Origin of the sequence: Cognatishimia activa (assembly GCF_001458335.1) — a bacterium.
Taxonomy (GTDB): domain Bacteria; phylum Pseudomonadota; class Alphaproteobacteria; order Rhodobacterales; family Rhodobacteraceae; genus Cognatishimia; species Cognatishimia activa.
Map to the genome: position 1 here is coordinate 457037 of NZ_CYTO01000024.1, position 19553 is coordinate 476589.

The 19553-nt window shown below is 54.7% G+C and carries 18 protein-coding genes; 13 read left to right on the plus strand and 5 right to left on the minus strand.

Translation table 11 applies throughout. The features are described from left to right. The first annotated feature begins 2 nt into the window (after positions 1–2). The 13 genes from TA5113_RS13305 to TA5113_RS13365 all read left to right on the plus strand — a co-directional run bounded on the left by TA5113_RS13305 (position 3) and on the right by TA5113_RS13365 (position 12448). Positions 3–404, plus strand: a complete 402-nt coding sequence (locus tag TA5113_RS13305; protein ID WP_165589427.1) for a YNQ4 family lipoprotein — start codon at positions 3–5, stop codon at positions 402–404. 6 nt (positions 405–410) lie between these two features. Continuing rightward, entirely contained in the window at positions 411–1448 is a 1038-nt protein-coding gene (gene nuoH / locus TA5113_RS13310) for an NADH-quinone oxidoreductase subunit NuoH (protein WP_058314396.1), read from the plus strand. A 6-nt stretch (positions 1449–1454) separates the two neighbouring features. Continuing rightward, positions 1455–2228, plus strand: coding sequence for a class I SAM-dependent methyltransferase (locus tag TA5113_RS13315; RefSeq protein ID WP_058314395.1), 774 nt, complete (start codon positions 1455–1457; stop codon positions 2226–2228). Then, a complete protein-coding gene (gene nuoI / locus TA5113_RS13320; protein ID WP_058314394.1) occupies positions 2225–2719 on the plus strand; it encodes an NADH-quinone oxidoreductase subunit NuoI in 495 nt (164 codons plus the stop codon). Before TA5113_RS13315 ends, nuoI begins: the two co-directional genes overlap by 4 nt. Beyond that, positions 2716–3123 (plus strand): carboxymuconolactone decarboxylase family protein, encoded by a 408-nt coding sequence (locus TA5113_RS13325; protein ID WP_058314393.1) that lies wholly within the window; start codon positions 2716–2718, stop codon positions 3121–3123. Before nuoI ends, TA5113_RS13325 begins: the two co-directional genes overlap by 4 nt. After that, positions 3120–3770: an NADH-quinone oxidoreductase subunit J gene (locus TA5113_RS13330; RefSeq protein ID WP_058314392.1), complete on the plus strand. Its 651-nt coding sequence runs from the start codon at positions 3120–3122 to the stop codon at positions 3768–3770. Before TA5113_RS13325 ends, TA5113_RS13330 begins: the two co-directional genes overlap by 4 nt. Before the next feature lie 5 nt (positions 3771–3775). Then, a complete protein-coding gene (nuoK, locus tag TA5113_RS13335; RefSeq protein WP_058314510.1) occupies positions 3776–4081 on the plus strand; it encodes an NADH-quinone oxidoreductase subunit NuoK in 306 nt (101 codons plus the stop codon). Between the two features lie 6 nt (positions 4082–4087). Next, complete coding sequence (gene nuoL / locus TA5113_RS13340) at positions 4088–6160, plus strand: NADH-quinone oxidoreductase subunit L (protein ID WP_058314391.1); 2073 nt, start codon at positions 4088–4090, stop codon at positions 6158–6160. Next, positions 6160–7707 (plus strand): NADH-quinone oxidoreductase subunit M, encoded by a 1548-nt coding sequence (locus tag TA5113_RS13345; protein WP_058314390.1) that lies wholly within the window; start codon positions 6160–6162, stop codon positions 7705–7707. Before nuoL ends, TA5113_RS13345 begins: the two co-directional genes overlap by 1 nt. Positions 7708–7720: 13 nt before the next feature. After that, the gene (gene nuoN / locus TA5113_RS13350) at positions 7721–9169 is read left to right on the plus strand and encodes an NADH-quinone oxidoreductase subunit NuoN (protein ID WP_058314389.1); all 1449 of its coding nucleotides are present in this window, start codon (positions 7721–7723) and stop codon (positions 9167–9169) included. Between the two features lie 70 nt (positions 9170–9239). Further along, positions 9240–9992: a biotin--[acetyl-CoA-carboxylase] ligase gene (locus TA5113_RS13355; RefSeq protein WP_058314388.1), complete on the plus strand. Its 753-nt coding sequence runs from the start codon at positions 9240–9242 to the stop codon at positions 9990–9992. Between the two features lie 11 nt (positions 9993–10003). Then, positions 10004–10774 carry a type III pantothenate kinase gene (locus tag TA5113_RS13360; RefSeq protein WP_058314387.1) on the plus strand — a complete coding sequence of 257 codons (771 nt, stop codon included), beginning with the start codon at positions 10004–10006 and terminating at the stop codon, positions 10772–10774. Between the two features lie 6 nt (positions 10775–10780). Further along, the gene (locus TA5113_RS13365; protein WP_058314386.1) at positions 10781–12448 is read left to right on the plus strand and encodes a ribonuclease J; all 1668 of its coding nucleotides are present in this window, start codon (positions 10781–10783) and stop codon (positions 12446–12448) included. Positions 12449–12536: 88 nt separating this feature from the next. Here the strand turns inward: TA5113_RS13365 and TA5113_RS13370 are convergent, their stop codons facing one another. From TA5113_RS13370 to TA5113_RS13390, 5 genes are all read right to left on the minus strand, one after another. Next, positions 12537–13913, minus strand: a complete 1377-nt coding sequence (locus TA5113_RS13370) for a DEAD/DEAH box helicase (RefSeq protein WP_058314385.1) — start codon at positions 13911–13913, stop codon at positions 12537–12539. 191 nt (positions 13914–14104) lie between these two features. Further along, a complete protein-coding gene (locus TA5113_RS13375) occupies positions 14105–15058 on the minus strand; it encodes a glycosyltransferase family 2 protein (protein ID WP_058314384.1) in 954 nt (317 codons plus the stop codon). Further along, positions 15055–16782, minus strand: coding sequence for a glycosyltransferase family protein (locus TA5113_RS13380; RefSeq protein ID WP_058316773.1), 1728 nt, complete (start codon positions 16780–16782; stop codon positions 15055–15057). The genes TA5113_RS13375 and TA5113_RS13380 overlap by 4 nt, the downstream gene beginning before the upstream one ends. A 44-nt stretch (positions 16783–16826) precedes the next feature. Then, the gene (locus tag TA5113_RS13385; protein WP_058314382.1) at positions 16827–18434 is read right to left on the minus strand and encodes a peptide chain release factor 3; all 1608 of its coding nucleotides are present in this window, start codon (positions 18432–18434) and stop codon (positions 16827–16829) included. 49 nt (positions 18435–18483) lie between these two features. Continuing rightward, the gene (locus TA5113_RS13390) at positions 18484–19506 is read right to left on the minus strand and encodes a Hint domain-containing protein (protein WP_058314509.1); all 1023 of its coding nucleotides are present in this window, start codon (positions 19504–19506) and stop codon (positions 18484–18486) included. Positions 19507–19553: the final 47 nt, after the last annotated feature.

Consider the following 19553-nt stretch of genomic DNA (forward strand, 5'->3'; position numbering starts at 1 on the left):
GCATGCGCCCACTCTCCCTCATACTAGCAGCGACTGTCGCGCTTGGGGCCTGCACCATGCAGGACGAGGGAGTGTCCCGTGATGAGCTTGCGTTTGACCCAAGCTATATGGGTGTTCGCACAGACCTCCTCGACGGAGATTTGGTGAATTTTCATGTGGAAATGACCGGGGCGCGGGGCGGTGCTGACGTGCATGCCTATGCGGAATGCGCAGCAGCGCAATACGCGCTTATTCGCGGCTACGGTTTCGCGCGCCATGTGCGCACCACGATCGACACACAATCAGACACTTGGACCGGGGACGCGGTCTACACCATCTCGCCGAGCCTTCCACGAGGCTTAAAGACCATCGATGCCGAAGTTGTGGTGTCAAATTGCGAGGAAAACCGAATACCGACGGTGTAACGACATATGGCAGATTTTTTAACCACCCCACTTGGACTTGGAGTCCTGATTGTCGCACAGGTTTTGGCTGTGGTTGGCTTCGTGATGGTGTCATTGCTATTCCTGGTTTATGGCGACCGTAAAATCTGGGCCGCGGTGCAGATGCGCCGAGGCCCCAACGTGGTTGGCGCTTGGGGATTGCTGCAAACCGTCGCCGATGCCCTCAAATACATCGTGAAAGAGATCGTGGTTCCCGCCGGGGCGGATCGCACCGTCTTCTTGCTTGCGCCGCTGACATCCTTCGTGCTCGCCATGATTGCTTGGGCTGTGATCCCATTCAATGACGGCTGGGTTTTATCAGATATCAACGTCGCCATTCTCTACGTCTTCGCGGTCTCATCCCTCGAAGTCTACGGCGTGATCATGGGAGGCTGGGCGTCGAACTCCAAATACCCGTTCCTTGGATCGTTGCGCTCCGCCGCTCAAATGATTTCTTATGAGGTCTCGATCGGTTTGATCATCGTGGGGATTATTATCACCACTGGTTCCATGAATTTCGGTGACATCGTGAAGGCGCAGGACGGCGACTACGGCTTCTTCAGCTGGTACTGGTTGCCACATTTCCCGATGGTCTTCCTGTTCTTTATCAGCGCGTTAGCCGAAACAAACCGCCCGCCATTTGACCTGCCAGAAGCGGAATCCGAACTGGTTGCTGGCTATCAGGTGGAGTATTCCTCCACGCCATTCCTGCTCTTCATGGCCGGCGAATATATCGCCATCTTCCTAATGTGCGCGCTGACCAGCTTGCTGTTCTTTGGCGGTTGGCTCTCCCCAATTCCGGGTCTGCCGGATGGCGTGTTGTGGATGGTTGGCAAAATGGCCTTCTTCTTCTTCATCTTTGCGATGGTGAAGGCAATCACGCCACGCTACCGCTATGACCAACTGATGCGTATCGGTTGGAAAGTCTTCCTGCCGCTCTCCCTCGTTTGGGTGGTCGTGGTGGCATTCCTCGCAAAATTTGAAGCCTTCGGCGGTGCTTATGCACGCTGGGCGATTGGGGGCTAAGCTCTAATGGGCGTTGATTTCGAACTTTTTGAACGGCTCGTCGAACTATCGACGCGTTTCCGCCCAAATGGGCGGACGCTGATGCTTGGCCGGCACACATTCAAAGTGCCCGAGAAGATCACGCACAAATTTGTGAGGACTCTGCGCCGGAAAGAAGTTGATCTGAATGTTGAAGAAATTCAACAGGAGGATGGCTACTGTGAAACTCTTATGCGCAAACTGGGATTCGGTGAGATGGAGGCAATGGACTTCTCCGATTACGAAGGGGCGTCCATTCTTCACGATCTCAATCGGCCAGTCCCAAAGGCGCTACACGGTCAGTTCAGCTTTATTTTCGATGGTGGCACAATTGAGCATGTGTTCAATGTGCCCCAGGCACTTGAGAATGCTTTTTTGTTGTTGAAGCCCGGTGGGCGTTTCGTATCTGCGAATGGCTTCAATGGTTGGCCAGCTCATGGGATTTATCAGTTCAATCCAGAACTGGTCTGGACCTACTGGAAGCGCAATTGCGGCTGTATCGTGCACGATTGTCGTGGCATTCAAAAGAAACCTCGCGGCGGGAACTATCATTTGCCTTTCCCAGATCCTGCTGAAACGGGCCGTAGATTGCGCTTGAAAGGCAAGGTACCAGAAGGCCGTATGTATCTATATTACGAGATCGAGCGGACTGCGGAATCGGTCTTGAAGGATTTGGTGCTGCAGAGCGACTACGAAACAAAATGGCATAGCCATGATAATGCCGGGGCGACTCGGTTAGATGAGGGAGCAAGTCCTGTATGACGCAGATCGACTACACCCGCGCTGCCAAATACTTCCTGCTGGCGGATTTCGTCAAAGGCTTCAAGCTGGGGTTCAAATACTTCTTTGCCCCCAAGGCCACGTTGAACTACCCGCATGAAAAGGGGCCGCTGAGCCCGCGTTTCCGCGGGGAACACGCGCTGCGCCGGTATCCAAACGGCGAAGAACGCTGCATTGCGTGCAAGCTATGCGAGGCGATCTGTCCTGCGCAGGCGATCACGATTGACGCGGAGCCCCGCGAAGACGGCAGCCGCCGCACCACGCGTTATGACATCGACATGACCAAATGCATCTATTGCGGTTTCTGCCAAGAAGCCTGCCCAGTGGATGCGATTGTCGAAGGTCCGAACTTTGAGTTTGCCACCGAAACCCGCGAAGAGCTGTTTTATGACAAGGATAAACTCTTGGAAAACGGCGAACGTTGGGAGGCAGAAATCGCCCGTAACCTAGAACTGGATGCCCCTTACCGATGAGTGACAGCAAGAACCCCTTTGAGCAAATGATCCAACAGTATCAGGACATGGCGAAATCCATGAATCCTGCGCTTGAGAGCTTTACGCCGAAGGGATTTGAAAAGCTGTGGCCGACGATGCCCAAAGACATGATGGAAATGTTCTTTGGCAATACGCTGAATAAAGACGGTTTAGACGCCAAAACGCGTCTTTTGCTGAACCTCGCGGCGCTGACGGTGCTGGGAGGCCAAGCGGACGCGCAGATCCGCGTCACGGTGCGCCATCTGCTTGAGGCGGGCGCGACCCACCAAGAAATCATTGAATGTGTTGGGCAAATGTCGATGTTTGCAGGTATTCCTGCGATGACACAGGTGATGGAAATCGTTCAAGATATTCTGGGCGAAGACGAGGAAGACGACGCATGACGGTAGCCGCCTTTGCATTTTACCTCTTTGCGCTGTGCGTAATCGCTGGCGGTTTGATGACAGTCGTCAGTCGCCACCCGGTGCATTCAGTCCTGTGGTTGATCCTATCTTTCATTAGCTCGGCAGGGCTCTTTGTGCTCCTTGGAGCCGAATTCGTCGCCATGCTTCTGATCATCGTCTACGTTGGTGCGGTGGCCGTGCTTTTCTTGTTTGTGGTCATGATGCTGGATGTGGATTTTGCTGAACTCAAAGCGGGCATGGCACAGTATTTTCCAATTGCCGTTTTGATTGGCCTTGTGCTGTTGATGCAATTTGGTTTGGCCTTTGGCGATTGGCGGGTCTCTGACCTGGCGGAAGGCCAGCGGCAGGCCGTGGCCCCGGTAGGGGTTGATAACACCACGTCCTTGGGGCTGCTGATTTACGATCAGTATTTCTTGCTGTTCCAACTGGCAGGCCTGATCCTGCTGGTCGCCATGATCGGTGCGATTGTTCTAACAATCCGCCACCGCAAGGATGTGAAACGTCAGAACGTTCTGACGCAGATGTGGCGTGATCCCGCGGCAGCGGTTGAGAACGTGAACGTGGTACCGGGGCAGGGTTTGCTGAAGATCCCGGGGCGCGACAAAGACAAGAATAGGGGGCAATGAAGCAGATGATCGGGCTAGAGCATTACCTTGTCGTGGCTGCGACGCTCTTTGTGATTGGCATCTTCGGGCTGTTTCTGAACCGGAAGAATGTGATCATCCTTTTAATGTCGATCGAGCTGATGCTTTTGGCGGTCAACATCAACCTTGTCGCCTTCTCTAGTTTTCTGGGGGATTTGGTCGGTCAGGTCTTCACGCTCTTTGTGTTGACGGTGGCTGCCGCTGAAGCGGCCATCGGTCTTGCGATCCTCGTCAGTTTTTTCCGAAACCGCGGCACCATCGCCGTGGAAGATGTCAGTGTCATGAAGGGCTAACAGAGTATGGAAACGGTCATCCTCTTCTCGCCCTTGGTTGGGGCCATTATTGCGGGCTTTGGCTGGCGCTATATCGGCGAAGCGGCAGCGCAATATATCACCACCGGCCTCTTGATGCTGGCCGCGCTGCTGTCTTGGATCGTGTTCCTGACCCATGGCGCGGAAACGGAACAGATCCACATTCTGGATTTCATTCAATCTGGAACGCTTGATACCAGCTGGTCTATTCGCCTTGATCGCCTGACATCGACAATGTTGATTGTTGTCACGACCGTCTCTGCGCTCGTTCATCTTTATAGCTTCGGCTATATGGCCCATGACGAGAATTTCTCAAAAGATCAGCACTATAAGGCGCGTTTCTTCGCGTATTTGAGCTTCTTTACCTTCGCCATGTTGATGCTGGTGACAGCGGACAACCTCGTGCAGATGTTCTTTGGCTGGGAAGGCGTGGGCGTCGCGTCTTATCTGCTGATTGGGTTTTACTGGAAAAAACAAAGCGCGGGTGCGGCGGCGATCAAAGCCTTTGTCGTCAACCGGGTTGGCGATTTTGGGTTTGCGCTGGGGATCTTTGGGATATTCATGCTGACGGACAGCATCGACTTTGACGTTATCTTCGCTTCCGCTCCGGAACTGGCTGAAACCACCATTCGTTTCCTTTGGACCGACTGGAACGCCGCAAACCTGCTTGCCTTCCTTTTGTTCGTCGGCGCAATGGGCAAATCGGCTCAGTTGATCCTGCACACTTGGCTACCAGATGCGATGGAAGGCCCGACGCCGGTATCGGCGCTGATCCACGCGGCAACCATGGTGACGGCAGGTGTCTTCCTTGTCTGCCGCATGTCGCCATTGATGGAATTCGCGCCAGACGCGATGGCATTTGTCACATTCCTCGGAGCAACAACCGCGTTCTTCGCGGCGACCGTGGGTCTTGTGCAAAACGACATTAAACGGGTCATCGCCTATTCCACATGTTCGCAGCTCGGCTACATGTTCGTGGCGGCTGGCGTCGGCGTTTATTCGGTCGCCATGTTCCACCTGTTCACCCACGCTTTCTTCAAAGCGATGCTTTTCTTGGGGGCAGGCTCTGTCATCCACGGCATGCATCACGAGCAAGACATGCGGAACTATGGCGGTCTTCGCAAAAAGCTGCCTTACACGTTCTGGGCCATGATGATCGGCACATTTGCCATCACCGGGGTTGGTATTCCATTGTCTGGCTGGGTCGGCTTTGCTGGCTTTGCGTCCAAAGATGCGGTTATCGAGTCAGCCTATGCCGCGACCCACGGAGGCTACGCGTTCTGGATGCTCGTGATTGCTGCGCTTTTCACCAGCTTCTACAGCTGGCGTCTGATCTTCCTGACCTTCTATGGTAAAGCGCGCGGCGACAAACACACCCATGATCATGCCCATGAAAGCCCGACGGTGATGCTGGTTCCGCTCGGCGTTCTTGCACTTGGTGCGGTCTTTGCCGGTGCGATTTGGTATTCGAGCTTCTTTGGAAAAACCAATGAAGTCGTGAAGTTCTTTGGCGGACATTATGAAGAGCCCGCAAAAGAACTGGCGAAAGAGGTTGCCGAAAACAACCCTAAGGCCTCGAAGTTGAAATATGTCATGGCCGGAGAGCCGGGCGAGGCGGCGATCTATATGAAGCCTGAAAACACCGTTCTACACGAGGCGCATTACGTGCCAACGTGGGTGAAACTCTCGCCATTTGTGTCTATGGTTTTGGGGCTTCTGACCGCGATGTGGTTCTACATCTGGTCGCCCGAAATGCCGAAACGGGTCGCGACCCATATGCGGCCGCTTTACCTGTTCCTGCTGAACAAATGGTATTTCGACGAGATCTACGACGCGATAATTGTGCGCCCCGCCAGACTGCTTGGCACTTTCCTTTGGAAACGCGGCGACGGCCAAGTGATTGACGGTGCATTGAATGGTATCGCTATGGGCATCGTGCCCTTCTTCACGCGCCTCGCGGGACGCGCTCAGTCGGGCTACATCTTCACCTATGCATTCGCCATGGTCATCGGGCTTGTGGTGTTGATCACCTGGGCCACGTTGGGCGGAGGTGCCAACTGATGGATAACCTTCTTTCAATCGTCACCTTTATCCCAGCCATTGCGGCGCTCATTCTGCTGGTTTTCCTGCCGGGGAATGGTGGCGCGAACGCGGAGCGCAACGCCAAATGGGTGGCGTTGATTGCCACGTCGATCACCTTCCTTGTGTCTCTGTTTATCTTGGCGGAGTTCGACCCAAACGATACGGGGATGCAATTTGTCGAAGAGCGAGAATGGCTGCTGGGTCTGCAATATAAACTCGGCGTTGACGGCATTTCCGTGCTCTTTGTGATGCTGACCACCTTCATGATGCCATTGACCATCGCAGCCTCATGGGACGTGAAAACCCGCGTCAAAGAATACATGATCGCCTTTCTGCTGCTGGAAACGCTGATGCTCGGTGTGTTCATGGCGCTGGATCTGGTGCTGTTTTACCTGTTCTTCGAAGCAGGCCTTATTCCGATGTTCCTGATCATCGGCATTTGGGGCGGGGCGAACCGCATTTATGCGAGCTTCAAGTTCTTCCTTTACACGTTCCTTGGCTCGGTTTTGATGCTGGTGGCGATGGTTGCGATGTTTGCCGATGCCGGGACGACAGATATTCCAACTTTGATGAAGCATACCTTTGCGTCAGAGAGCTTCAGCATTTTGGGCATCCACGTGGTTGGTGGATTGCAAACCATGCTGTTCCTCGCCTTCTTTGCGAGCTTTGCGGTGAAGATGCCCATGTGGCCGGTGCACACCTGGTTGCCGGATGCGCACGTGCAAGCGCCCACAGCAGGGTCTGTGGTCCTGGCCGCAATCTTATTGAAAATGGGCGGATATGGGTTCTTGCGCTTTAGCCTGCCGATGTTCCCCGTCGGCGCGGATGTCCTGACCGACCTTGTGCTGTGGATGTCAGCGATTGCGATTGTCTACACGTCTCTTGTGGCCCTTGTGCAGGAAGATATGAAGAAGCTGATTGCGTATTCATCGGTCGCACATATGGGCTATGTGACCATGGGGATTTTTGCCGCCAACCAGCAAGGTATCGATGGCGCGATCTTCCAGATGATCAGCCACGGCTTTATTTCTGGCGCGCTGTTCTTATGTGTCGGTGTCATCTACGACCGCATGCATACCCGAGAGATTGACGCCTATGGCGGTCTCGTGAACCGCATGCCGGCCTATGCGCTGATCTTCATGTTCTTCACCATGGCCAACGTAGGCCTGCCGGGCACATCCGGGTTTGTGGGCGAATTCCTCACCCTGATGGGGGCCTTCAAAGCCAATACTTGGGTCGCCGCGATTGCCACATCCGGTGTGATCCTGTCGGCGGCTTACGCGCTTTGGCTTTATCGTCGTGTGGTCTTTGGCGATCTCATCAAAGAGAGCCTGAAAACCATCAACGATATGACCCAGCGCGAAAAATGGATCTTTGCACCATTGGTCGTGATGACCTTGCTGCTTGGGGTCTACCCGGCATTGGTCACCGACATTATCGGACCATCGGTAGAAGCGCTGATCGAAACTTACGAAACCGCCTTGGTGGAGGCTGCGGCTTTCAACCAAGCTGCGGCAACGCAATAAGGAGCAACCCCTCATGATCACAGACGACCTGATCATCATTGTTCCGGAAATTATCCTGGCGCTCTTTGCCATGCTGGCACTGGTCGGCGCGGTCTACACGCGCAAGGACGCGATTGGGCCTCTGCTCACATGGGTGTCTGCAGGCTTGCTTGCTTTGATGGGCGTTTGGATCGCCGTCAATGGGGACGGGGATAACACCGCGTTTAACGGCATGTTTGTCGATGACGGTTTTGCGCGTTTTGCTAAAGTGGTGGTGCTGATTTCAGCCGCCGCCGTTCTGGCGATGAGCCAAGATTACATGAAACAGCGCGGCCTCTTGCGGTTTGAGTACCCATTGCTCGTGGTTTTGGCTGTTGTGGGCATGATGGTCATGGTCTCTGCCGGGGACTTGATGGCGCTTTATATGGGGCTCGAGCTGCAATCCCTATCGCTTTACGTGATCGCGTCGCTGCGCAGGGACTCGGTGAAGTCCACAGAAGCCGGAATGAAGTATTTTGTCCTCGGCGCACTGTCATCGGGTTTGCTTCTCTACGGTGCCTCTCTGGTTTATGGCTTTGCAGGCACCACGCAGTTTGCTGGTATCATTCTGGCCGCTGGCGAAGGCCAGACCTCGCTTGGGCTGCTGTTTGGCCTGACCTTTGTCGTGGCGGGACTGGCATTCAAAGTCTCAGCCGTACCATTCCACATGTGGACGCCAGATGTTTACGAAGGCGCACCAACGCCGATCACCGCGTTCTTTGCAACCGCGCCAAAGATGGCCGCGATGGGTTTGTTTGCCCGCGTTGTGCATGACGCATTTGGTGGCGTGGTGGCGGATTGGCAGCAGATCCTTGCGCTGCTGTCTTTGCTTTCAATGTTCTTGGGGGCTGTGGCGGCGATTGGTCAGAAAAATATCAAACGCCTGATGGCTTATTCATCAATCGCCCACATGGGTTACGCTTTGATGGGGCTTGCCGCTGGCACGGCCTTTGGCGTGCAGGCGATGCTGATCTATATGGCGATCTATGTGACCATGAATGTTGGCACATTTGCTTTCATTCTGACCCTATCTCGTGATGGACAACCGGTGGCGTCAATTGATGCGCTGAACATGTATTCCAAACGCGAGCCGGGCAAAGCGCTCGCGGTTCTTGTGTTGATGTTCTCGCTGGCAGGCGTGCCGCCGTTGGTCGGTTTCTTTGGTAAATTCTATGTGCTGCGCGCGGCATATGACGCGGGATTGGCGTGGCTGGCCATTGCGGGTGTGGTCGCATCGGTGATCGGGGCGTTCTATTACTTGCGGATTGTGTTCTACGTCTATTTTGGCGACGAAGTGGAAGATCTTGATACGGACCGTAACCCGGTGCTTTTCGGTTTTCTCATGAGTTCCGCTGCGTTGATCGCATTGGCTTGGTTCCCGGGGTTGAACCTTTTGGGATTAGAGGCCATGGCTTTGTCCGCAGCTGAGGCGCTCTTGAACTAAGGGCGCGAATGGCTGGAAGGCAGGATTGCCTTCGGCGAGGATATTTGAGCCAAAAAGAAAGCAAGCAAGTATGACAGATTGGCCAGTGGGCTATGGACGCCGGATCTTGGCAGAGGTCGACAGCACAAACGCTGAGGCGGCGCGGATTGCGCCTGATTTGGCGGGGCCTGAGTGGATCGTAGCTTTGCGCCAAACCAAAGCGCGTGGTCGGCGCGGGCGTGCTTGGGACACAGAGACCGGGAACTTTGCGGGCACTTTGGTTTTGCATCCCAATGAGAGCGCAGACCACATGGCGTTGCGCAGTTTTGTGGCCTCATTGGCATTGTTTGATGCGTTTTCCGCGGTAACTGCGCGGCCTGAGGCGTTTTCCTTGAAATGGCCTAATGACGTCCTGATGAATGGCGGAAAAGTCGCGGGGATTTTGCTGGAAAGCGCTGGGTTCGCAGGTGGCCGTCCGAGCCACTTGATTATTGGAATTGGCGTGAATCTTGCCCATGCACCTGGACCCACAAAGCTTGAGCCCAACGCAGTGCGCCCGGTGTCTCTATTGTCTGAAGCGGGCGTTAACGTGGATCCCGAGAGTTTCTTGAATGTGTTGGCCCCAGCCTACGCCCATTGGGAACAGCAATTTGTGACCTATGGGTTTGAGCCCATTCGTAGCGCGTGGATGTCCCGTGCGGCGCGGATCGGCGAGGTGATTACGGCACGGACCATGCGTGAGGAATACATCGGTACCTTTGAGACAGTGGACAATGCGGGCAATCTGGTGTTGAAGACAGCCCAAGGTGCCGTGGCGATCTCGGCGGCGGATATCTTTTTCTAAGGCAGGTGTGCATGCTACTGGCCATCGACTGCGGTAACACAAATACGGTTTTCTCGATCTGGGACGGGGAGAAATTCCTGTGCACCCTGCGCACCTCGACCCACCATGCGCGCACCGCAGATGCCTATTTCACGTGGTTTTCTACGCTGATCAGCCATTATGGGATCAAGCTCGACATTACTGACGTGATTATTTCGTCCACCGTGCCGCGGGTGGTGTTTAACTTGCGGGTGTTTGCGGATCGTTTCTTTGGCTGCCGTCCGATTGTTGTGGGCAAACCAGAATGTGACCTGCCAGTCGCTGTGCGCGTGGATGCGGGCACGCAGGTGGGGCCTGACCGGCTGGTGAATACTGTGGCAGGCTATGACCGCCATGGTGGTGATCTGATCATTGTGGATTTTGGCACCGCAACAACTTTTGACGTTGTCGACACCGATGGGGCCTATATCGGCGGGGTTATTTCTCCCGGCGTGAACCTGTCGCTTGAAGCCCTGCACCAATCCGCTGCGGCCCTGCCGCATATCGATATCGGTAAGCCGCAAAAGGTGATCGGGACCAACACATTTGAGTGTATGCAATCGGGTGTTTTCTGGGGCTATGTGGGCCTCGTGCGCGAGATTTGCGACCGTATCAAAGCCGAGCGTGACCGGCCGATGAAAGTGATTTCTACGGGGGGGCTCGCCCCGTTGTTCCAACAGAGCGAGGCGCTCTATGACGCCTTTGAAGAAGACTTAACGATGCACGGGCTAACCGTCATCCACCAACATAATAAGGACAACTGACGCAATATGAGCAGTGACCGTTTGATTTACCTGCCTCTCGGAGGGGCGGGCGAAATTGGTATGAACGCCTATGTTTATGGCTATGGGAAACAGGGCCAAGAACGCCTGATCCTGGTCGATCTGGGTGTGACCTTCTCTGATATGGAGACCACGCCGGGGGTGGACCTGATTTTCCCCGATATGACCTGGCTGATGGAAAACAAAGAGCGCCTTGAGGCGATTTTTATCACCCATGGTCACGAGGACCACATTGGGGCGATTGGCCAGTTCTGGGAGAAACTCGGCGCGCCGGTTTATGCGCGCGCTTTCACTGCGAACCTAGCGCGCCACAAAATGCGCGACAATGGCCAACCTGAAGAAGCGATCCGTACCGTATCCGCTTGGCCGGAAGTGACAGAGGCAGGACCATTCAAGGTTGGCTTCTTGCCCATGTCGCACTCTATTCCTGAAAGCGCGGCCTTGGTGATTGACAGCCCGGATGGGCGCGTCATTCACACTGGCGACTTCAAGTTGGACGAAACCCCCATTGTAGGCGAACCGTTTGATCCAGAGCTTTGGGCCTCTGTTTCCAAATCGGGCGTTAAGGCGCTGGTCTGTGACTCGACCAACGTGTTCTCTCGCCATGAAGGCCGATCAGAAGCCAGTGTGGGTCCAGAGATTGAGAAGCTTGTGGCGGCGGCGCCGCAGATGGTGGTGGCAACGACCTTTGCGTCAAACGTGGCCCGCGTGAAAACGCTTGCCGAAGCGGGAGAGCGAGCAGGGCGGTCGATTTGCTTGATGGGTCGCGCCATGCGGCGCATGATTGAGGCGGCGATTGAAACCGGCGTACTGACGGACTTCCCGAAAGTCGTCAGCCCGGAGGACGCAGGCAACATCCCACGCGAGAATCTGATGCTTTTGGCGACCGGGTCCCAAGGGGAACGCCGTGCGGCATCTGCGCAATTGGCACGTGGTAAGCACAATGGGATTACACTGAAGGACGGCGATATGTTCCTCTTCAGTTCCAAAACCATTCCAGGCAATGAAAAGGGTGTCATCCGCATCATCAACCAATTCTCTGAACGCGGTGTGGATGTGGTGGATGACAGCTCTGGTCTTTATCACGTGTCTGGTCACGCGAACCGTCCGGATCTGGAACGCCTGCAAGATATCGTTAATCCTCAGATGGTTATCCCGATGCATGGCGAACACCGCCATCTGCGCGAACATGCGAAACTGTCCGAAAGCAAAGGACGTCAGAGCATTGTTGCGGTGAACGGAACCATGCTGGATCTGTCTGGCAATGAACCAAAAGTCACCGAATTTGTTGAAACCGGCCGCACCTATTTGGATGGGTCCGTCAAGATTGGTGCCTTGGATGGTGTCGTCCGAGACCGTATTCGCATGGCGCTCAATGGCCATGTGATCGTGAACGTCATCTTAGATGAAGATGACGAGCCATTGGGAGAACCATGGGTCGAGCTGATGGGCCTGCCAGAGCAGGGCAGCAGCTTTGCGCCACTGGTTGACGTGCTGGAAGAAGATCTGAACCAGTTCCTGGGTCGCGCGGGGCAGAAGACCCTTGCGGATGACGACAAGCTGGAAGAAGGCCTGCGCCGCGTGGCGCGCAATTCCGCGCGGGATGAGATTGGTAAGAAGCCGGAAGCGACGGTAATCATCAGCCGGTTGAGTTGATCGTAGGGTGGGGTTTCACCCCACCGATCAAGAACGCACAAAAAAAGGTGGGGTAAAACCCCACCTTTTTTAATTCTAAAACAGCGCTTTAGCTTGCGCGACGCTCTTCAAAGCTGAGTGCAATAAAGCTTGGCATATGGTCGCCCATACCAACCACTGGCGTGTCATTGTCACGGCCACGACCACCACGCCCGCGAGAGCGGCTGCGGTTTGATTTGGCTTCGGACTTGTTGGTTTCAGACTTAGTCGCTTCCACCTTTGCTGGTGGTTCTTCCGTCTTCTCTTCAACCTGCGCACGCGGCTTGCGCTCTGCCGGTTTCACTGGGTTCTCGATCCGAGGAATTTCTTTCTGGATCAGCGCTTCGACCGCAGCAAACTGCTTTTCGTCGCGTGGAGAGCAAATCATCACGGCTTTGCCAGAACGACCGGCACGACCGGTGCGGCCGATGCGGTGCACATAGTCTTCGGCATGACCTGGCACGTCGAAGTTAAAAACATGCGTCACGTCAGGAATGTCCAAACCACGGGCTGCCACATCTGAGGCCACAAGGAATTGCAGCTCGCCATTACGGAATGCGTCCAATGTCTTCATCCGCTGGGACTGGTCCAGATCGCCGTGAATAGGCGCTGCGTTCAAACCATATTTCTTCATGGATTTCGCACAGATATCCACGTCAGTTTTACGGTTACAGAAGATGATCGCGTTGGTGCAGGTGTCACCTTCGAGCTTGATCAGCTCGCGGAGAACCTTGCGCTTCTCGCTGCCCTCGCGGTCACGGCGAGAGGCCTTGAACATCACAACACCTTGCTCGATGTTTTCAGATGCCGTCGCCTGACGAGCCACTTCAATCCGCACAGGTGCAGAGAGGAAGGTGTTGGTGATCCGCTCAATCTCTGGCGCCATGGTGGCGGAGAAGAAAAGCGTCTGGCGCGTGAATGGTGTCAGGCCGAAAATGCGTTCAATATCAGGGATAAAGCCCATATCCAGCATGCGGTCCGCTTCATCCACAACCATGACTTTCACGTCAGAGAGGATCAGTTTGCCGCGTTCGAAATGGTCCAGAAGGCGACCCGGAGTGGCGATCAGAACGTCCACACCTTTATCGATAATCGCTTCTTGTTCCTTAAAGCTCACCCCGCCAATCAGCAGCGCTTTGGTGAGTTTTAGGTGTTTGGAGTAAGCATCGAAGTTCTCTGCCACTTGCGCCGCCAGCTCTCGGGTCGGGCACAAGACAAGGCTGCGAGGCATGCGCGCACGAGCGCGACCACGGGCCAGTAGCGAAATCATTGGTAGAGTAAAACTCGCGGTTTTACCGGTGCCGGTTTGAGCGATCCCCAAAACGTCTTTGCCTTCAAGGGCAGGGGGGATGGCGCCCTCTTGAATGGGCGTTGGGCTTTCGTAACCCGCTTCTTCAACGGCTTTTAGAACTTTTTTGTTCAGGTTCAGGTCAGCAAATTTTGTCATGCGTATCCGTGGTTTACGGACAAATTCGCGCCCGTAGCGTATGATTGGATCGGGCCCGTCTGGCCCCGCGGTCATGCGCGGTCTTGATCCTTGCGCCACCCATTAAAGCATAAGCGGACATGCGTCAACGATGGCCCCGGGGCACTCGCTTCAAGCGCGAATTTGTTTGCAAAATGGAAACAAAGATGTCGCTATTTTGGGAAGTGTTTTGCCCGTTTTTGCGCGAGGTCTAATTTGTACTGACGCAGATAGCCCAATTCATCTAGTCGCGTGCGCAATTCGGGTGTGGCTAGGCAACTTTCTTCAAAGAATGCCCGCAGGCTTTCAGTGCCGCCATCGGTGAGGGATTTAAACAGAGCATGACGCTGAACGCGACCCGAAAGCGGATCAATATTTTGTTCCAGCTCCTGTCGGTAAGAGCCGCGGCTTAGGCGGAAATCCATGATCGTCAGCCATTTCTCCCAGCTTTCAATATGCTTGTGGCAAAGCTCAATTCCTTCGGCGTCTTCGGCCTTTAGAGCAATCTCTTTGTTTTCAAACGCACGGTGGATGCCGAATTTGATGTCGTTCAACCCGGTGCGGACGAAGATCTTGCCTTCAACATGGCTGACAAAGCCGCTTTTCAAAATGCCGCCGTAAGTGGGGTAGAGTTTATGCTCGATCGCTTTCCCTTGTGGGCCGTTGGGTAAGCGGGACTTGCAATAGGTAACCTCTGGGTCAATCTCGGTGAGGCCATCGGTACATAAAGCCTCGGATGGAAAAACCCGCAACACGGGCACGTGAGCTGCACAGGCCGCGAGGATTTCGGCCACAGGCCTTTCCGGACATAGGAATTCGTCAACGTCGATATGGACCACCCAATCCAAGTCCTTGGCGCGTCGATAGTAGTAGGACGCATTGCGAACCTGCCGCACCTGATGTTTTTTCGGTCGCCGACCAATGGTGCTTTGCCAATGCTCGTCATCGGTGAGCACCGCATGCGCTTTGGGGTTCTTAGATAAAGCCTTTGCCGTTTTTTCATTGCGGTCGTCCAAGAAGACTGTGACGTCGTCAGCACCCAGATCCAAATGGTAGGCCACAAAGCGCAAAACATCTTCTGTTGGTGCTTTGATCGTGGCGACCACGCCCCATTTCGGCGCGCTCATTCCGCTGCCTCATCTGGCACGCTTTTGGCCAATTGCGTAATTTCCTTCACCAGCGCGTCGATTTTTTCGTCGGTGTTCAGGTCGATTTTCACAAGGTCCCCTGAGGCAGTCAACGCTTCAATGACGTCAGGTCGGGCGGTGGCGATCTCGTCAAAAAACTGTTGTAACTCAGGGTTAAATGGCTCGTTGCTTAAGGCGCTGAGGGTTGTTCGTATGTCGATGTCGCCCTTACCACGGCGCGCATAGCCTTGATCCATGCGCCGAGGTATAGAATCCAAGAAATGTCTGAAATCACGGGCGTGGTTATGGGCCACTTGTAGCCCGGCGGGCGTGAAACCATTGGTGATCGGCTTTTTGTGGTGCTTGATCACGTAATTGCCGACACGAATGTCTTTGAGCTTTGCGCGTAAAAACAATCGGGGCTCTGATGGGCCAAGCATTAAGTTCGCCACGTAGCCATAGTAAGTGGGGTAAAGTTTCTGCTGATCGGCGAGTGGCAAATTCCAGTCGCTTGATGGCCTCCGATACGCAGTGTCGCTTCCCGCAAATTTTTCGACAACGGGCATGGTGATAAAGGCGGCATCTTTGGGGACTTCTGCCAGCATATCGCGCAGCTCACCGTCAAAGACCATACGTTCGTCAGTGTCCAGCATTGCCAGCCAATCGACCGAAAGTTTGCGCCGTGCTCGGTTGAAGTAGAACGCTTTTCTGGCGTTGCGCTGTGGAAGCCGTTCCCTTTGGGTCGGTGAAATCACATTGTCGTCCGCCAAGACCACGCTGATCTTCGGATGTTCGGCGAGTTCCGTGGGCAAAGCGTTTGGGTCCTCGCCATAGAGCACCACCTGATCGGCGCCCATATCGATATGATGCGCCGCAAAGGCCACTGCTTGGTCGAGATCTTCATTTACTGTTGCGGCAACAGCCCAGGTGATCTTTTTGGGGTTCCGTTTGATGTGGCCAGGCGGCACCGGAAGGGGGTTTGTATTGGCCTGTGCCAATGTGGCTTTGCGTTCACCGGACATGACCTGAAGTCGACGGAACAATGTGCCGGGGTCGTCATTGATCGCATTGAGCAAGTGTTTCGCCAATGGTTCGATCACCGGGTCTTTGTCGCTATCGGCCCAAAGGCGGGTCAAAAGCGCCACATCCAAACCGCCGCCTTTCAGCGAATAGGAGGGGATATCCAGCGGCAAAGCCGTGTTGATCTTGTGATCGGTGCTATGCGGAACCGCCGGTTTTTTGCCGGTATAGAGCCGCTCAAATTCATAAAGTTTGATCATGCCAAATAGCATGGTCATGGACCGTCCAAGGCTGCGCTGCGCCTCGTTCACGCCTCTGTCGCCAAAGGTGGTGATGGAGGACACGAGCCAGCGCAGGGGCAACCAACGTAGCAAAAACTCAGAATGCTCCGCCCAGATTTTCTGAAATAATTCAGCCGCATGGTCAGGCTGGTCTTCTTTGCGCAAATTGGCGATGACAAAGCCATTCAGCCAACATAGCTGAGGTTGGCCTTCGAATTCCTGCTGCAGCTGACGCGCTTTCTTCGCAAAACTTGAATCGGATTTCAGCGGTTCGGCAATGGTGAGTTCAGTGCGCATCACATGCAGATCGGCGTCAAGACCGGGTAGGTCTTCGCCATCTTCCATGCTCATAGGCACGCGGCGCATGCGGGCGCGCTGCATGAGGGCGTCAAAGCCCTCTGGATATGTTTTCTCGTCACTCATACTGCTCGTGCGGGCCTTTGTTTTATCGGCCCATCACGGGCCAGTTAGACCATCATCTCCTTTGTAGCGGTCAATTTCACGTCTGGGTAGTCCCTTCCCACACGATCGATGTCCCACTGCAAACGGGTCAGATATACAATGTCGCCATCATGGTCGTGGCTGATGTGTTGTTTGTTGGCGTCCGCAAACTTCTCAACAGCCTCTTTTTCACCACTCACCCAACGGGCCGAGGTGAACTGGCTGGCTTCAAAACGCACGGGCAGGCCGTATTCGAGTTCGATCCGGCTGGCGAGTACTTCAAATTGCAACGCGCCAACAACACCGACGATAAAGCCAGAGCCGATGGAGGGTTTGAAGACCTTCGCTGCGCCTTCTTCGGCAAACTGCATCAGCGCTTTTTCAAGATGTTTGGCTTTCAGCGGGTCGCCCGCACGGACCCCTTGTAGGAGTTCCGGAGCAAAAGATGGAATGCCAGACACGCGCAGCGCTTCGCCTTCGGTCAACGTGTCGCCAATCCGCAATTGGCCGTGGTTTGGAATACCAATGATGTCGCCGGCCCAAGCCTCTTCCGCCAATTCACGGTCAGAGGCCAAAAACAGCACAGGGTTCGAAATCGCCATAGGCTTCTTGGTGCGCACATGGGTCAGTTTCATGCCGCGCTTAAAGTGGCCTGATGCCATGCGGACAAAGGCGACACGGTCGCGGTGCTTCGGGTCCATATTCGCCTGAACCTTGAATACAAAGCCCGCCACTTTCTTTTCTTCCGGCGCGATTTCACGCGGGGAAGCCGTTTGTGGTTGCGGCTCTGGTCCGTAATTTGCAATGCCGTGCATCAGCTCCTGAACACCAAAAGAGTTGATGGCAGAGCCAAACCAGATCGGGGTCATGTGGCCTTCAAGCACGGATTGAGGATCAAGCTTTGGCAGCAATTCCTTGGCCATCTCGACCTCTTCCAGGAACTTGTCCAATAGGTCCGCCGGCACATGTTCCGCAAGGCGCGGATCATCCAGCCCATTGATTTCAATGCTTTCCGCGACCTTGTTTCGGTCCGCACGGTCCATCAGCTCTAGCCGGTCCCGCAGCAGGTCATAACAGCCGATGAAATCGCGGCCGACGCCGATTGGCCAAGAGGCGGGCGTCACGTCAATCGCAAGGTTCTCTTGTATCTCGTCGATGATCTCAAACGTATCGCGGCTTTCCCGGTCCATCTTGTTACAGAAGGTAAGGATTGGCAGGTCGCGCAGGCGGCAGACTTCGAACAGTTTCTGCGTCTGGCTTTCAACACCCTTCGCGCCGTCAATCACCATGACAGCAGCGTCCACTGCGGTCAGCGTGCGATAGGTGTCTTCCGAGAAGTCAGAGTGGCCCGGCGTGTCCACAAGATTGAAGCGGAAGCTGCTGAAATCAAAAGACATTGCGGATGCAGAGACCGAGATCCCGCGATCCTGTTCCATCTTCATAAAGTCAGACCGCGTGCGCCGCGCTTCGCCTTTCGCGCGCACCTGACCGGCCATCTGAATCGCACCACCATAGAGAAGGAATTTCTCTGTCAGGGTGGTTTTACCGGCGTCCGGGTGGCTGATGATCGCAAAGGTGCGACGACGCGCGATTTCGGGCGGCAATTCTGGGCGGTTTGAAGCGGTGTTTGACATGAGCGCGCGTATAGCGCTCACGTCTTAACCACGCAATGGGGATTAGTGTTTAGCGTGACGACGCGCGGCGCAAGAGGCTTGCTGCGTCTTTGTCCAAAAGCAGCCGTTCATTGATTTCGACTGCCGCTTGATCCGGCGCGGAAAGGCCCGGTTGGGATTTCTTGAACTTCTCACCTAGGTCCTTTGGCAGAACACTTTCGGTTTTGTCATCCACCAGCAGTGTCTCTGCGGCGATGCCTTCTGCGAAAATGATGTGGTGGTTATCAAACAGAATTTGGAAATACTCGACAAAACCACCGTTTTGAACATAGATGCTGTCGCCATTCAGCAAGTAGCGGGCTTTCACCATGACTTCTGCACGGCCTGCATTCAGCTTGTCTTCACGTTGATAGACAAACAGACGGTGGTCTGGGTTTACGATTAGGTCGCCATGGTTGTTCAGGGTGCCTGCCTCAATCACAATCGGCGCAAAAGGCCCGGTTGCGCGAACTGTCGTGCGACCAATCCAGCGAATTTCCTGAGCGCCTGCATCACGGGTCAGCACCTGATCGCCAACCTTCAGGTTCTCAATACGGGTCTGAACTCCGTTGGCCATGGTAATATGTGTGCCACGGGTAAAGGAAACGCAGCTTGATAGAGCCAAACGGCGATGTGCGTTTTCGCGATCTACACCAACAAGCGTATAAGCTGTCTTCGCGTCCAGTGGTGCGAGCGCATGCAGGTAAATTTCAGCGACATTGCCTGCGTTATCGACTTCAACAAAAACGAGGGCCTCAATCGTATCACCGGCGGATTGCATGAGCGTAAGACTGCAATCAAGATATAGTCTTGCTCCCTGATGGCCAATGGAAGACCGCCCACTGATTTTAAAGCTGGCATCACCGTTTGGCGTCATTGCTAAAACGGCCGGGTAGCAGCCCTGGCGAAGCTCATAGATGTCATCCAACATCAACTCCGCCGCAAAAGACATTGCATCGCCCTCGTTTGCGCCATTCACAACGCGGAAATCCGTCGCGCGGTAGACGGGCAGTTGCTGATCTTTGCGATCCTGATGAGGCACAGCTTGGGTCATGCCGGGTCCTTTGAATTGTACGTCACAGGCTTTTGCCTTGCTTTCCA

Excerpts from the sequence above, each read along its gene's own strand:
- TA5113_RS13375 (WP_058314384.1), bottom strand. The coding sequence starts at position 15,058 with ATGAGCGCGCCGAAATGGGGCGTGGTCGCCACGATCAAAGCACCAACA.
- TA5113_RS13315 (WP_058314395.1), top strand. The coding sequence starts at position 1,455 with ATGGGCGTTGATTTCGAACTTTTTGAACGGCTCGTCGAACTATCGACG.
- nuoH (WP_058314396.1), top strand. The coding sequence starts at position 411 with ATGGCAGATTTTTTAACCACCCCACTTGGACTTGGAGTCCTGATTGTC.
- TA5113_RS13330 (WP_058314392.1), top strand. The coding sequence starts at position 3,120 with ATGACGGTAGCCGCCTTTGCATTTTACCTCTTTGCGCTGTGCGTAATC.
- TA5113_RS13305 (WP_165589427.1), top strand. The coding sequence starts at position 3 with ATGCGCCCACTCTCCCTCATACTAGCAGCGACTGTCGCGCTTGGGGCC.
- nuoK (WP_058314510.1), top strand. The coding sequence starts at position 3,776 with ATGATCGGGCTAGAGCATTACCTTGTCGTGGCTGCGACGCTCTTTGTG.
- nuoN (WP_058314389.1), top strand. The coding sequence starts at position 7,721 with ATGATCACAGACGACCTGATCATCATTGTTCCGGAAATTATCCTGGCG.
- TA5113_RS13360 (WP_058314387.1), top strand. The coding sequence starts at position 10,004 with ATGCTACTGGCCATCGACTGCGGTAACACAAATACGGTTTTCTCGATC.
- nuoI (WP_058314394.1), top strand. The coding sequence starts at position 2,225 with ATGACGCAGATCGACTACACCCGCGCTGCCAAATACTTCCTGCTGGCG.
- nuoL (WP_058314391.1), top strand. The coding sequence starts at position 4,088 with ATGGAAACGGTCATCCTCTTCTCGCCCTTGGTTGGGGCCATTATTGCG.
- TA5113_RS13385 (WP_058314382.1), bottom strand. The coding sequence starts at position 18,434 with ATGTCAAACACCGCTTCAAACCGCCCAGAATTGCCGCCCGAAATCGCG.
- TA5113_RS13380 (WP_058316773.1), bottom strand. The coding sequence starts at position 16,782 with ATGAGTGACGAGAAAACATATCCAGAGGGCTTTGACGCCCTCATGCAG.
- TA5113_RS13390 (WP_058314509.1), bottom strand. The coding sequence starts at position 19,506 with ATGACCCAAGCTGTGCCTCATCAGGATCGCAAAGATCAGCAACTGCCC.
- TA5113_RS13370 (WP_058314385.1), bottom strand. The coding sequence starts at position 13,913 with ATGACAAAATTTGCTGACCTGAACCTGAACAAAAAAGTTCTAAAAGCC.
- TA5113_RS13355 (WP_058314388.1), top strand. The coding sequence starts at position 9,240 with ATGACAGATTGGCCAGTGGGCTATGGACGCCGGATCTTGGCAGAGGTC.
- TA5113_RS13365 (WP_058314386.1), top strand. The coding sequence starts at position 10,781 with ATGAGCAGTGACCGTTTGATTTACCTGCCTCTCGGAGGGGCGGGCGAA.
- TA5113_RS13345 (WP_058314390.1), top strand. The coding sequence starts at position 6,160 with ATGGATAACCTTCTTTCAATCGTCACCTTTATCCCAGCCATTGCGGCG.
- TA5113_RS13325 (WP_058314393.1), top strand. The coding sequence starts at position 2,716 with ATGAGTGACAGCAAGAACCCCTTTGAGCAAATGATCCAACAGTATCAG.